This window comes from Mesorhizobium sp. B2-8-1, assembly GCF_006440955.1.
Classification (GTDB): domain Bacteria; phylum Pseudomonadota; class Alphaproteobacteria; order Rhizobiales; family Rhizobiaceae; genus Mesorhizobium.
Map to the genome: position 1 here is coordinate 575,288 of NZ_VFTX01000002.1, position 13,770 is coordinate 589,057.

The following is a 13,770-nucleotide window of genomic DNA, read 5'->3' on the forward strand; positions in this document are numbered from 1 at the left end:
GAAGCGGTTTCAAAAGGTTGAGCGCTCATCTGGAATCAGGACCGGAGCGACCTGAATCAAAGCCGCAACGTCTTGATTCAATATCTGAGCGTCAGAGCGCCGGGCAGGATCTCGAAGGTCGCTGGTATGCGCCCGGGCGACTCGCCGTCGATGTCGACCAGCGCGCCGTTCTTTTCCACGTCGCCGAGCGGTTCGACAACCACTTTCTTGCCGCGCAGGATGGTGATGGCCGGATGGTTGCGATGCCTGCCGCCATAGAGCAGGCGGATATCCCAGATCAGCTTCAGCTTGCTGGCCGCGCGCAGGATGACGATGTCGAATTGGCCGTCGGTCAGTTCGGCGTCCGGCGCGATCATCATGCCGCCGCCGAAGAATTTGCCATTGGCCACCGCGACCAGCGCCATGCGCGCCTCGACCGGCGCGCCGTCATCGACTGAAATCGTTACATCCTGGAACCGGTAGCGGGCGAATTCGACCACGGTGCGACACAGGAACAACGTCTTGGCCGCAACCTTGCCCTTGCGCTTGTCGGCGTTGACGGCGCGATCGGTAGCGCCCGAGAGCCCCAGGCTCGCAATGTTGACGAAGTGCCGGCTGGCCAGCGCGCCATGGTCGTCGATATAGCAGATGCGCCCTGCATCGACCGCCCTGCCCTTGGCCCCGGCGATCCGCTTCAGCGTCGCGTCCACCTCCTTCGGCAGGCCGAGCCCGCGCGCGAAATCGATACCCGTGCCGCACGGCAGCAGACCGAGTTCGGGCGCGCGGCCGTTTTCCTTGGACGCCTGCAACAGGCCGTCGGCCGCCTCGCTGGCCGTGCCGTCGCCACCGGCCGCGATCACCAGGTCGAACCCGTTTGCCGCGAGGTCGAGCGCCAGCCTTTCGGCATCGCCTTCGGCCTGCGTTTCGCGCAGTTCGAAATCGCCGAAGTGATTTTTCAACGAGGCGGCGACCTCGGACCAGTGCCGTTTCAGCCAGCCGCCGCCGGCAATCGGATTGAGCACCACCCCGACCTTCAATGCGCATCCCTCCCCGCAAGGCGCCGGGCACGCACTGCCCGATCCTTTGCCGGCATTGAAGCCCGCGCCCGTTGGCGGAGCAATAGGCGCTCTCGGTTCGCGTGCCGAAAAAGCAGGGCAGGCTGTCTAAGGCCTTGGTGCCTGAAATTCCGAGGCTTGTGGCAATGGTCCCCGATAATCCCGCTATCCACAGGCCCGCGGGCATTCCCCAACATCCTTGGCCGGCGTAAGTTTAACCCATCTCAGGCGGCTACCGATCGCCCAGCCGAAAGGCGAAGGTGAAAGGCGGATTTCCTGAGGCCCGTACGGCCCGAAGCGAGAGCAGGCTCGCCTGCTTCGAGGGACGGAAGCCGAGACCTACGGGGCCGCGGAAAGCGTGCCAACGCCGACGGCGGACCGATGCTGCCATGAAGGACGGCAAAAACCTTCGATGGCCGCAGGGCAAAGCCCGCAAGGGTGGAGACCGGCGTGGTCTGGAACGGGCGCGGCCTTCGGGCGGCGACTGGCAGGACCGTCAAAATCAAGGCCGGCTTGGTGCGACGACTTTAGGGGAGTTGCTGCCGTGACCGTGTCCTGGTCTGACAGGGAGGCGCTGGGAGAAATCCCGGCGCCGACTGTCTTTTTCCCTGCCGCTCAAGCGCCTTCCCGGCGAAGTTGCGGGCGCCGCTTCACCGCGCGCCAAAATCGGTTAGTATTGCCCTGTTAGAGTCCGTTTGCGCTGGCGGATTCGCTGAAGGGGGATACTTCATGACATTGATCCAGAAGCTTGCCGCCGCCACGGCCTGACCGGCCATGGTCCTGTTTCGCTTCATGAAGCGTATCATCAGGACGATCCTCTGGCTGATCGTCATCATTGTCCTGATCCCGATCGCCGGGCTGGCCTACGGTTTCCTGACGACGCCGTCGCTGGACAAGACACCGTTGCCGGGTATCGCCGAAGGTGCACCGCAGCCGGCGCTCGCCGCCAGGGTGCGCGCCGAAATCCCCGGCTACCAGCGACCTGAGGAATCGACCTTCCTCACCTACCCGGAATGGGCCATCGTCTATGCCGCGCGCGAATATGCCGGCTTCGTCGCCAAGGACCAGCCGAGCGGCTTTCCCTATTTCGCCTATGTCGGCCGCTTCTGGCAGGACTACGCCATGGTGATCCGCGCCAGCTCCGCCTACAAGTTCAACTACGCCAACCACCAGATGCCGGTCGTCATCGGCACCAGCCACACGATCGAGCATGCCGTGCAATGGGCTTATGAAAACACGGTCGGCCGCATCACCGAGGCGATTGCGGGCAGGCGCACGGCGACTGACATCTACCAGGGCAAGGTGGCGGCCGAATACGCCGCCTTCCTCGACCAGGGGCCGTGGTACCAGTTTCCCTATGCCGAGAAGCGCGCCGGGCTTTTCGCGGTCCAGCCGGCGCCGGGCGACAGCGCCGTGCGCTCCAGCGAACGAAAGCTTGCCTTCGGCCTCGCCGACACGATCAAGCAGTTCTATGCCAGCCTGATCAGGCAGGCACTCGCGGCAACGTCCGATCCGGCCTTGCTCGACATCCACGTCTGGGCCAAGGGACCGGTCGGCGAAGCGACGCGCAACGAAGCCGACACCTTGCTCGAACGCGACTACGGCCCCGACGGCACCGTTTTCGTCACCAAGCGCTACCAGATGTTCACCGACATGATTCCGCGCCTGATCGACAAGGGCGTCTCATTCGTCGAGATCGGCGGCAACGACGAGATCATGATCACCGTGCTCTCCACGGATTCGATCGCCGTCCCCGAAGGCATGCGCATCCTGTTCAGCTATCCGCTGCCGGCCGATCCATCGACACGCCGCACCGGCATGGTCGTAGCCGTACCCAGGCTGCATCTGGTATTGCCGGCGCTGATCAAGTCAGGCGCCAGGCTGGAGCACGTCTACGACTACTGAGGCCTTTCGGCCACGCTGCGCGGAGAACGGCCGTGTCGAGCGCCACGCCACGCTCATTTCACAATCGCGGCCAAATCCCGCCTTGTTCGCGCGCGATGGACTGTCGCATGTCGCCCAAAGCGTGCCCGCGGGCTCCGCTCAGGGACCGGTTTGGACAGCGACATGCACCTGAATGGGCTGCCGAGGGGCACATCGAGGGGACGAGACCGTGATCAAGACCGCCCTTGTCGCCATGACCATCGTCGGCTGCGACTGCGACGCCAAGCTTTGCGAATATATCGGCGAGACGCCGGCCAAGTGGTCGACCATCGCCGAGTGCGAAGCGGCGATGAAGAGCCAGATGCTGCACGAGCGCAATTTCAACTATCCGCTCGTCTCTGGCATCTGCCGCGCGAAAGGTTCCGCGTCCTCCTCGCAACTGGCCGCGACCGCTTCGCGCCCGGAGCTGAGGCCCGCCAGCCGCGCCGTTGAACCGACGCTGCCGCCCGAGCTGAGCCACAGGCCGACGGTCCCGGTCGGCTCGCCGACGACGGCGATGGAAGCGGCCGCCGCGCGGCCGGTCGCCTATGAACAGGTGGTCGATGGCGGCACCGGCGTGCTCTATCGTACGAAAAACGGCTATGCCGTCGTCAAGACCGATCTTGGCCGCGCTGTATCGGCGACCGCCGACATGGCCAAGCGGTCAGCCAACTGGCTGGCTGGCCTGGTGCCGAGCAAGCTGTAGGGACGAAACTTTCTTCACCGGCGTCACCATCCCGGTCTGTCATCAACGGTCGCCGCCACCTTGGACCTGAAGAGACAAGACTCGCGCAAAGGTTGCAAACCGGATGGGGATGCAGCATTGTGTCGACCGCAACGATGAAGGGGGGCCTTCCATGAAACCAGCGGTTCGAACTGCGGCAGCCTTGATGCTGGCGCTTGCTCCGGGATCGGTCGGCGCGCAAGGCGTGGATCCGGGTGACGACAAGGGGATCATCTTCGCTCCGGGCGATCCCGACATGGCGGCGGCGACCGCGCAGGCGCTCGCCGGCCTCGATGAATTCCTGGCACTGTCCGAAATGCCTCCCTCCGGCACAGGTAGGTTCAAGTTGAAGGTCAAGGTGCGGGATGGGCATGTCACCGAGCACTTCTGGGTCATACCGTTCCGCCGTGCCGGGACAGGGTTTGTCGGCATATTGGCCAATGAGCCGGAGGCAGTGCACAACGTCGTGCTCGGCCAGAACATAGAATTCACCAGGGACGACATTTCCGACTGGGGATATACGCGGGACGGCCATCAGGTCGGCAGCTTCACGATCTGCGTGATGTTCAAGCGAATGTCGAAAGAAGAGGCGGACAACATGCGCGAAAAGTACGGCTTCGATTGCTGACGGGAACGCCGGCTGATCAAGCCGCTTCGTCCCTGGCGCCGATCTTGCGCACCAGCGCTGCCGTCGCCAGCATCGCGCCCATATCCGATATCATCGGCGCGACATGGGTCTGGTAGTCCAGTGGCACCGAAATGGCGGGCAATTCGAAGAAATTCTTCGCCTGCGGCAGGAGCAGAAAACCGTCGCTGCCGTTGAGGGCCACGCGCGCCGGTTCCTCCGGCCAGGTTTCGCCCAGCCATTTCAGCGCTTGCGCCAACCGGCCGCTCACCAATGGCTGCGCCGCCTCGGCATTGTCGGTGCGGAACTCATAGGCGGCATCGAGTTCCGGCACGCCGGATGACAGTTCCTGCATCTTGCTGGCGAACATGCCACGGAAGAAGCCGACGACGGCATTGGTCCGCCGCGTCGCCACCAGGATTCCCGGCAACGGTTCGATGGCTTCGAAGGCGACGATCACGCCTTTGAAAGCCGTCGATGAGCCCTTGCCTGTCCCTTCCCGCAGTTCCGCTTCGTAGAGCTCGAACGAAAACTCTTCGTAGCGGCCGGAAACGACATCGTCGAACGACTCCCGGTTGAACGGCCCGACCGCCTCGCGCGGCAGCCGGTCGAAGGAATTTGGCCGCCCGCCATGCGCGTAGCGCACGTCGCGGATGAAGCCGAAGATGATGGGCAGCAGTGTTTGGCGAAATGATTGCTGCAGCCGCGTCGCCGGCTTCATCGCCTGGAAATAAAGCAGGATCGAAGCTGCGAAACCGACGACATAGAGGAACACATGCGGCGTCGAGAACCATTGCTCGTTGGGATCGGCGACCTTGTTGAACAGCCAGGCGATCAGCACCACCGTCGCCAGCACCAAACCGACGAACAGCGGCACCCGCCAGCGTACCTGCCGCACCACGGAGGCCCGCGCCGCTTCATAAGCCTCGATGTTTTTCCGGATGCCGGCAACCACGGCGTCGCCAGGTATGAAATCCGCTGTTTCCACCGCCACCCCCGCTTGCCTGGACCGGTTCATGATAGCCGGTTTTGTCTGAAGTATCGACTGTAGCGCCTCTTCAACAGATGCTTGCGCCGCCTCTTCATTCGCCAATCATCAGCGCTTGGAAAAGCGCCGACATGGCGATCTTGGCCAATGTCCACCACCTGTAGTTACGGAAAGACCGCGCTCAACCGCCTCTCCACCTTGTCACGCATGCGGCCCTCCAATCCTTCCACCGGCGCCAGCCGCTCATGATCCCCGGCGCGCAGCCGCACAAAGGGATGCATCCGGTAGGAAATGACTGACCCCCGCGTTCCCGCATCGGCGCTGACGTCGGCGACAAGAATCCCGCCAATGCGTCCCGGCCAAGGCTGGCGGATAAGGGCGGTTCCGAGGAAATCGCCAAGTCCATAGGCGACAATCGTATCGCCGATCCACTCCACCGGCTGCACGACATGGGCGTGGTGGCCGGCGATCAGCCCGACGCCCTGCCCTGCCAGGCGCCTCGCCAGTCTCCGCGTTTCGGCGCGCGGAAAGTGGCGGAACTCCCAATCCCAATGCGGCACGGCGCAGAGGAGATCGAACCCGTCACCTCGCAGGTGGGCAATATCGCCGGCCATCGAAACGCGGTCGGCGAACAGGTCCTCGCCCGCATTGCGCCACAGCGTGAAGGCGGCGAACCCGACAGTCAGCGGCCCGACTTCGACAGGCTGCACCGGGCTGTTGCCGGCGAGGCCAATAGTGCCGATACCGAGCCGCTTCAGCGCCGCCACGGTCTCATCGAAACCGGCGACGCCCTGGTCGAGCACATGGTTGTTGGCCAGCGACAGCACCAGTCTTTCACGCGAGATGCCGACTGCCGCCAACGCGTCGCCGAGAAAGCGCTCGCTCATCGCGTGATGGGTGCCGAGCCTGGTGCCGAGCACGGCGCTTGGCTTGTCCACGATCGGGCTTTCGCAATTGCCGATCACCAGGTCGGCCGCGCCAAGCAGCGTTTTGATCACCGGATCACAGTCGGGCGCGCTGCGGTTGGCCACCGCCGAAATGTCGCCGACGAAGGCGAGCCGCACCGTCCGTTTCGGCGCCCGATCCACCATCGTTCCGGCCACGGGCGCGAAGCCTTGCACACCACCGGACAGCGACGGTTTCAGGAATCGCGGCAGCCACGACAGTTTGTAGGAGAGCGGATAGTTCGACACGCGATGTCCAATCGTTTGCCCTGTGTAGACCGTCTGCCGGGCGCGTTGAAGCCAGCCAATGGCAATCATGCATCAGCGCCCGGCAGACGCGGCATTGCAAATGCGTGTATGATTGCCGGCACGACGCGCATGGGAGGGGGAAAATGACACCACTGGCAAGTCTGCTGGCATTGGCACTTGCTCTGGTTCTGCCGATGTCTTCGGCGCAGGCCGCCATGCCCGAAACCGCGGCCGCTCTGTTCGAGGCCAAAACCGTGGTCGCGCGCGACACGGCGCTCTCGACGCTGGAGGCAGCCGCATCCACCGACCCGGCATCCGCCTATGCCGCCGGCGCCGGCGAATTCTTCACCGCGCTGGAATTGCTGGCCAGCGGCCTGCACCGCCACGGCTTCGAGAGCCCGCGATCCTTCATGCTGCCGCTGATGCGGCTGCCTGTGCCGGAAAACCCGAACCCCGAACCGCTGACCTACGAACAGTTCCGCGCCATATTGGTCGCCTTCCGCAACCGGCTCGAGAAATCCGCAGCCACGCTGGGCTCGGTGCCTGCCGATGCCGATATCGGCATTGTCATCGACCTCACCCAGGTCGGTATCGACCTCGACGAGGACGGCACGATCGCGCCGGACGAAAGCATGGCCGCCATAATGGCCTCGCTGTCGCGCGGCGGCGTGGCTCCCGACGATGCCGCGCCTGCGCTCACCTTCCGCTTCGACCGCGCCGACGGTTATTGGCTGCAGGGCTATGCCGAGTTCCTGATGGCGCAGGCCGATTTCTGGCTGGCGCACGATTTCAGGAGCACGTTCGACGGTTCCTTCCACATGCTCTTCCCGCGCGCAAAACTGCCGTTGCAGGACATCCTCGTTCCGCCGGCTGGCGACATGGGCAGCAGCATCTTCTCCTCGGAATGGCGCATCGCCGATTTCATCTCGCTGGTGCATCTCGTCAACTGGCCGGTGGTCGAGCCCGAGCGGCGGCAGGCGGCGCGCCGTCCCCTGCTGGAGATGATCCGGCTGTCGCGCGAGGACTGGAAGGCGATCCGCGCCGAGACCGACAATGACCGCGAATGGCTGCCGGGACCGCAACAGAAGGGCGAAAACCCGCTCACCGGCCTCGAAGTCGGAGAGCAGCAGGTCGCGGCCTGGCTCGCCACCTTGACCATGGCCGAGGACCTGCTCCAAGGCCGCGTGCTGCTGCCGCATTTCCGCATCACCGGCAAGGGCATTAATATGAAGCGCTTCTTCGACGAGCCGAAACCGTTCGACCTGGTGCTGTCGATCACCGGCCCGGCCATCGCGCCGTATCTCGAAAGCGGCACAATCCTGACCAGCGACGATTTCGACCAGATCCAGAGCGAATTCGGCGGCGGTGGTTTCCTGACGTTTGCGCTGTGGTTCAATTGACGGCCTAACAGGGCTGCGTTCCTGGGCGGTCGGCGCCAGCCCCCCACCCGGACCTGCGCTCCGACCTCCCCACAAGGGGGAGGTAGAAGCTCCATTGCAAACCCTAGAAAATCGCGCCCTGGTACAGCACCGCTTCCGCCTCCTCCGGCGCGAACCGCCGCGCCAACACGGTGGCCGATCAATGGTCGCCGCGAAACCGCGGTACTGGCCGGTTATCTGCTGCGGGCGGATAGCAGTTTTGGGGCGACGCGCTGGGCCTTCTCGGGAGTACGGAATGACACGCGCCACCGTCGCGGCCCCGCTGAAGCGGCCATTCGCTTCAATTAGCAAGAGCTGTTTTGCTTGACTCGGCCGTTAAAAGCAGGCAGCAAAATACTCTTGGAAGGGCTGCAATACCGCGTTCATGGTCGTGGACGAGCCTTTTTTGGCACAAAGTCCACGTCTCTCGGTTGGTTTTGAGAGGGATTGGTTAACCAACTTTGTCCATATTTTGAAGCAATCGGCAACCAAAGACAGGCGCGGCAAACGCGTCGGGGACCACCTGGGATCACTCACAGAATGGTCGTCGCGGCTATCACAGCCGCGGACGTGGGAGCCGATTGGAGCAAGATTGGTTGAATGGCGTTCTTGAGTAAGAAAATTGTCGGGGACAGGCGTTGGGACGGCGAAGCTGCCGACAACGCGTCACGTGCCTCATCCTTCAACTCTAAGCGGATCGTCCGCTGGGTCGCCGTGCCCGGCGTCAGCGCTGCCGTTGGCCTGTGGCTGGTCGGGACAATGGCTGGTCTGAGCTCCGTCGGCGCTTCGCTGTCGTCGACGTCGAGCGTCCTGCCACAGAGGCTGGCCATGCCGGGCTCGCTCGCTCTTGCCGATCCGCTGAAACAGCATTTTCTGATGCCCGCTGCGCCATTCGCACTGGCCAACGCCGATGGCGGCACGCAGGCGCTGCAGAACCACGCCGTGCAATGCGGCTCCGGATGCTTCAGGCTGGCCGCGCTCGCTCCTCGAGCGGAAAAGTCGGCGCGCCTCGTGGCCGCGTCCACGGCACACCCGGTCCCGGTCGCCAAGACGACCTCGCAGGAGCGCTTCGAGCGCATGGAAGCATCTCTCTCGCCAAGCAAGCTCGCCGCCGCCTTCGCCAACGCGGCCAAGCCCGTGGCCACGGCCGGCGCACCCGCCCGTCCTATCATCTCGACCTCCGCTCCACAGGTCGCCGAGGCATCGCTGGTGCCGGGCGCCAAGCTCGTCGCCAGCCTGTCTGAAGACTTGCCGGCACCCGCGGCGGAGCGCTTCGCCCGGATCGACACCGGCTCGGTGGTTGTCCAGACAGCGCCGCAGCCGATGCATTTTGCCCAGCCGGATGCCGGCACGCCGGACAATTCGCAACTGGCCCTCGCGCTTGCCCGCTCGCTGCCTGTCGAGGACGAGGCATTCGCCTCGCCATTGCCGATGACGGACTCTTCGGCCGATGTCGCGGTTTCGCCTGTCGAAACCCAGCAGGAACAGCCGGGCGATGCCGCGGCCTTGCCCGACGCGCTCACCGATGACGTGCCGCTGCCGACCCGTCGGCCGCAATTCGACGCGCCGGAGCCGTTGAAGTCCGTGGAGCAGGAAAAGCCGACTCAACAGCCCAAGGTCGTGCAGCAGAAGCCGGCACCTCAGACAAAGCCGGTCCAGCAAGCCCAGCCGGCAAAGCCGATCCAGCAAGCCCAGCCGGCAAAGCCGGCCCGGCAGGGCCGGCCGGCGGATGGCGGCGACGCGTTGGCCTATGCAAAGCCAGACACGCCTTCGGGCGGCCTCGGCCAGGCGTTCAGGAACCTGTTCAACGCGCCGGGCGGCTCCAGGAGCGGAGCCGGCAGCGGTGTCGCCATCTATGACATCAGCGCCAAGACCGTCTACATGCCCGACGGTTCGAGGCTCGAAGCGCATTCGGGCATCGGCGCCATGGCGGACCAGCCGCGCTATGCCGATCAGAAGAACCGCGGACCGACACCGCCCAACACCTACAATCTGTCCTTGCGCGAGTCGCGCTTTCATGGTGTCGAGGCTTTGCGTCTGACACCCGTCGATGGCCGCAATAAATACAACCGCGACGGGCTGCTGGCCCACACCTACCTGCTTCGGGGCCGCTACGCACAGTCCAGTGGATGCGTCGCCTTCAAGGACTATGCGCGCTTCCTCGCCGCCTTCAAGAAGGGCAAAATCAAGCGCCTCGTCGTGGTGCCGCGCCTGAACGGATCGCCGACACGCGTGGCGGACAACGCACGCGGCGCCTGACCGCAATAGGCAGGCATCACCGGCACTTGCCTCCTCCTGACAGCCTTCTGTCAGGAGCTGCATCTGGAGATGCGCCTCGGCTGATCGCGCTCTTTCCATTTTCGCCAAGACCTCCCATATTCCGGCCATGGTCAAATCCACCGAAAAGAGAACGCCGTCGACGGCGAATGACGACCGCGCCGCGCCCAAGCGGCGCAGCCCGCTGACCGATTTCCTCGACGCCTCGGAACCGCTGCACAAAGGCGGCTTCGCCGAGATGCCGCAGCCCGAACTGTCGGGCACGCCGCTCACCGGTTCGGTCGCGGACTGGGCCGAGCAGATCGAGCAGGAAGCCGAACGCGAAGGGCGCCAGGCCGGCAAGGACGGCGGCAAGTCGCCGAAGCCGTCGAAGAAGATCCCCGAGCGCTCCGCAGCGCCCGGGCGCACGGCGCGTGGCACCTCGATGGGCGGCGCGGCGACAGCCCGCGAGCGCGCGGCGGCCGGCCTCAATCCCGTCGCCGGCCTCGACGTCTCGCTCGAGGAAGCCGAGACGATGACGTCGAGCGGCGTCACCGCGACGGTGGCGGCTCTCTCGGCATTGATTGAATCCGGCAATCCGCTGCACAAGGACGGCGTGCTGTGGACGCCGCACCGGCCTGCCCGGCCGGAAAAGTCCGAGGGCGGGATCATCATCAAGATGGTGTCGGATTTCGAGCCGGCCGGCGACCAGCCGACCGCCATCAAGGACTTGGTCGAGGGCGTCCAAAACAACGACCGCACGCAGGTGCTGCTCGGCGTCACCGGCTCGGGCAAGACCTTCACCATGGCCAAGGTGATCGAGGAGACGCAGCGTCCCGCCTTGATCCTGGCGCCGAACAAGACGCTGGCGGCGCAGCTTTATTCCGAGTTCAAGAAATTCTTCCCGGACAATGCGGTGGAGTATTTCGTCTCCTACTACGACTATTACCAGCCGGAAGCCTACGTTCCGCGCACCGACACCTTCATCGAGAAGGAATCCTCCATCAACGAGCAGATCGACCGCATGCGCCACTCGGCGACGCGCTCGCTGCTCGAACGCGACGACGTCATCATCGTCGCTTCGGTCTCCTGCATCTACGGTATCGGCTCGGTCGAGACCTATACGGCTATGACCTTCCAGATGCAGATCGGCGACCGGCTCGACCAGCGCGCTCTGCTCGCCGACCTCGTCGCCCAGCAATACAAGCGCCAGGACATCAATTTCGTGCGCGGCTCGTTCCGCGTGCGCGGCGACACGATCGAGATCTTCCCGGCCCACCTTGAGGATCGCGCCTGGCGCATCTCCATGTTCGGCGACGAAATCGAGGCGATCACCGAATTCGACCCGCTGACCGGCCAGAAGACGGGCGAGCTGAAAAGCGTCAAGATCTACGCCAATTCGCACTATGTGACGCCGCGCCCGACGCTGAACCAGGCCATCAAGTCGATCAAGGAAGAGCTCAAGCACCGTCTGGTCGAGCTCGAGCGCGCCGGCCGCCTGCTGGAGGCGCAGCGGCTGGAGCAGCGCACCCGCTTCGACCTGGAAATGCTGGAAGCCACCGGCTCCTGCGCCGGCATCGAGAACTATTCGCGCTATCTCACCGGACGTCAGCCGGGCGATCCGCCGCCGACACTGTTCGAATATATCCCCGACAACGCACTGGTCTTCATCGACGAAAGCCACGTCACCGTGCCGCAGATCGGCGGCATGTATCGCGGCGACTTCAGGCGCAAGGCGACGCTTGCCGAATACGGCTTCCGCCTGCCTTCCTGCATGGACAACCGGCCCCTGCGCTTCGAGGAATGGGACGCCATGCGCCCGCTCTCGGTCGCTGTCTCGGCAACCCCCGGCGGCTGGGAGATGGAGCAGTCCGGCGGCGTGTTCGCCGAGCAGGTCATCCGACCGACCGGCCTCATCGACCCGCCGGTCGAGGTGCGCCCGGCCAAGACCCAGGTCGACGACGTCGTCGGGGAGATCCGGGAGACGACCAAGGCCGGCTACCGCACGCTGGTCACCGTGCTGACCAAGCGCATGGCCGAGGACCTCACCGAATATCTGCACGAGCAAGGCGTGCGCGTGCGCTACATGCACTCCGACATCGACACGCTGGAGCGTATCGAAATCCTGCGCGATTTGCGCCTCGGCGCCTTCGACGTGCTGGTCGGCATCAACCTTTTGCGCGAAGGCCTCGACATCCCCGAATGCGGCTTCGTCGCCATACTCGACGCCGACAAGGAAGGCTTTTTGCGCTCGGAGACGTCGCTGATCCAGACCATCGGCCGCGCCGCTCGCAATGTCGATGGCAAGGTCATCCTCTATGCCGACCAGGTCACCGGCTCGATGGAACGCGCCATGGCCGAGACCAATCGCCGTCGCGAAAAGCAGATGGAGTGGAACGCCGCCAACGGCATCACGCCGGAATCGGTCAAGTCGCGCATCTCCGACATTCTGGATTCGGTCTACGAGAAGGACCATGTCCGCGCCGACATCTCACAGTTCACCGACAGCGCCGGCGCCATGATGGGCAACAACCTCAAGGCCCATCTGGACGCGCTGGAGAAGCAGATGCGCGACGCCGCCGCCAACCTCGATTTCGAGAAGGCGGCCCGCATTCGCGACGAGATCAAGCGGCTGCGTGAGATGGAGATGTCGATCTCCGACGATCCGCTGGCCAAATACGCCGATATGGAAAGTCCGGTCTCGGGCCGCGAAAAAGGCAAGCACAACAAGGGCGTGGCCAGGCATCGTACATCGGAGGAACAGGAGCGTTTCCGCAAGCTCGACGAAGCACGCGCCGCCGAAGAGGCAGCCAAGGCTGCCCGGCCCAATCTCTTCCGCAAGCCCGATCTCGACGAGATGGGTGCCGATGGCGCGGTGCCGGTGAAGAAGCCGCTGTTCGCCAAACCGTCGATCGACGATATGGGTCCCGGCACCGACATGCCGACGCCGGCCGGTGCGGTGTCGCGCTCGCTGTTCAAGAAACAATCGGCGTCCGAAGCACACGGCTCGGATTTCGGCATTCCCGGCGAGCCGACCAAACCGCTGTTCAAGAAAAACTCTCTCGACGAGATGACCGTGCGCCGCACCGAGAAACCGGTCGAGGGAAAAGTGCCGGCGAAGCCTCAGCCGATCTCCCCCGTTGTTGGGGCCGGCAGGACAGACGGGGGCGCGAAGGAACGCGAGGACAAACCCGTCGTGCGCCAACGCGCCGGCATTGGTTCTTATGAAGACCCCGGCGACGCCCGCCGCGAAAAGCGCCGGCCCGCAAAGACAGGAAGGCCCGGAAAGTAGTTCGTTCGAAATGCCGGCTGGACGGCGCCCCCTCTGTCCTGCCCGTCCTCCGCAGCAGCTGCGCTGCAGCTGCGGAGGGTGGACCGGACATCTCCCCCACGAGTGGGGAGATTGGCAGCTTCAGCGCCCCGCTCGACACTACCCTCCTCTTGCCCAGCGCATGACCTTTGGTGTACTCAGTCCCCACACTCAAACGTCTTGAAAGGAGGGCTGCGTGTTTATCGATCACCATCGTCAGCGTGGCCCGATTTCCGCCCTGCGAGCTTGCTTGCAGGGCTGACCAGGGACGGTCCGGGTTTTTCCCGCTTCGATTTTTT

Annotated in this window: 9 protein-coding genes; 6 read left to right on the forward strand and 3 right to left on the reverse strand. The window is 64.4% G+C overall.

Features of this window, described 5'->3' with window-relative positions; translation table 11 throughout:
* Positions 1-77 precede the first annotated feature (77 nt).
* A complete protein-coding gene (locus FJ428_RS07120; RefSeq protein WP_140879137.1) occupies positions 78-1,016 on the reverse strand; it encodes a diacylglycerol kinase family protein in 939 nt (312 codons plus the stop codon).
* 792 nt (positions 1,017-1,808) lie between these two features.
* Between FJ428_RS07120 and FJ428_RS07125 the strand changes: the two genes are divergently transcribed.
* The 3 genes from FJ428_RS07125 (at position 1,809) to FJ428_RS07135 (ending at position 4,309) form a co-directional block, all read left to right on the forward strand.
* Positions 1,809-2,939: a hypothetical protein gene (locus tag FJ428_RS07125; protein ID WP_140582113.1), complete on the forward strand. Its 1,131-nt coding sequence runs from the start codon at positions 1,809-1,811 to the stop codon at positions 2,937-2,939.
* A 208-nt stretch (positions 2,940-3,147) separates the two neighbouring features.
* A complete protein-coding gene (locus tag FJ428_RS07130; protein WP_140495985.1) occupies positions 3,148-3,663 on the forward strand; it encodes a hypothetical protein in 516 nt (171 codons plus the stop codon).
* A gap of 151 nt (positions 3,664-3,814) precedes the next feature.
* Complete coding sequence (locus tag FJ428_RS07135; RefSeq protein ID WP_140495986.1) at positions 3,815-4,309, forward strand: DUF2314 domain-containing protein; 495 nt, start codon at positions 3,815-3,817, stop codon at positions 4,307-4,309.
* A gap of 16 nt (positions 4,310-4,325) precedes the next feature.
* Here the strand turns inward: FJ428_RS07135 and FJ428_RS07140 are convergent, their stop codons facing one another.
* Entirely contained in the window at positions 4,326-5,294 is a 969-nt protein-coding gene (locus FJ428_RS07140) for a DUF3137 domain-containing protein (RefSeq protein ID WP_140879267.1), read from the reverse strand.
* 164 nt (positions 5,295-5,458) lie between these two features.
* Positions 5,459-6,487, reverse strand: coding sequence for a CapA family protein (locus FJ428_RS07145; protein WP_140879139.1), 1,029 nt, complete (start codon positions 6,485-6,487; stop codon positions 5,459-5,461).
* A gap of 143 nt (positions 6,488-6,630) precedes the next feature.
* Here FJ428_RS07145 and FJ428_RS07150 point away from each other — a divergent pair, with 143 nt between their 5' ends.
* The 3 genes from FJ428_RS07150 (at position 6,631) to uvrB (ending at position 13,453) form a co-directional block, all read left to right on the forward strand.
* Positions 6,631-7,887: a hypothetical protein gene (locus FJ428_RS07150; RefSeq protein WP_140879140.1), complete on the forward strand. Its 1,257-nt coding sequence runs from the start codon at positions 6,631-6,633 to the stop codon at positions 7,885-7,887.
* 618 nt (positions 7,888-8,505) lie between these two features.
* Positions 8,506-10,164, forward strand: coding sequence for a DUF2778 domain-containing protein (locus FJ428_RS07155; RefSeq protein ID WP_140495989.1), 1,659 nt, complete (start codon positions 8,506-8,508; stop codon positions 10,162-10,164).
* A gap of 127 nt (positions 10,165-10,291) precedes the next feature.
* Positions 10,292-13,453 carry an excinuclease ABC subunit UvrB gene (gene uvrB / locus FJ428_RS07160; protein WP_140524897.1) on the forward strand — a complete coding sequence of 1,054 codons (3,162 nt, stop codon included), beginning with the start codon at positions 10,292-10,294 and terminating at the stop codon, positions 13,451-13,453.
* Positions 13,454-13,770: the final 317 nt, after the last annotated feature.

Excerpts from the sequence above, each read along its gene's own strand:
- FJ428_RS07125 (WP_140582113.1), top strand. The coding sequence starts at position 1,809 with ATGGTCCTGTTTCGCTTCATGAAGCGTATCATCAGGACGATCCTCTGG.
- FJ428_RS07155 (WP_140495989.1), top strand. The coding sequence starts at position 8,506 with ATGGCGTTCTTGAGTAAGAAAATTGTCGGGGACAGGCGTTGGGACGGC.
- FJ428_RS07135 (WP_140495986.1), top strand. The coding sequence starts at position 3,815 with ATGAAACCAGCGGTTCGAACTGCGGCAGCCTTGATGCTGGCGCTTGCT.
- FJ428_RS07150 (WP_140879140.1), top strand. The coding sequence starts at position 6,631 with ATGACACCACTGGCAAGTCTGCTGGCATTGGCACTTGCTCTGGTTCTG.
- uvrB (WP_140524897.1), top strand. The coding sequence starts at position 10,292 with ATGGTCAAATCCACCGAAAAGAGAACGCCGTCGACGGCGAATGACGAC.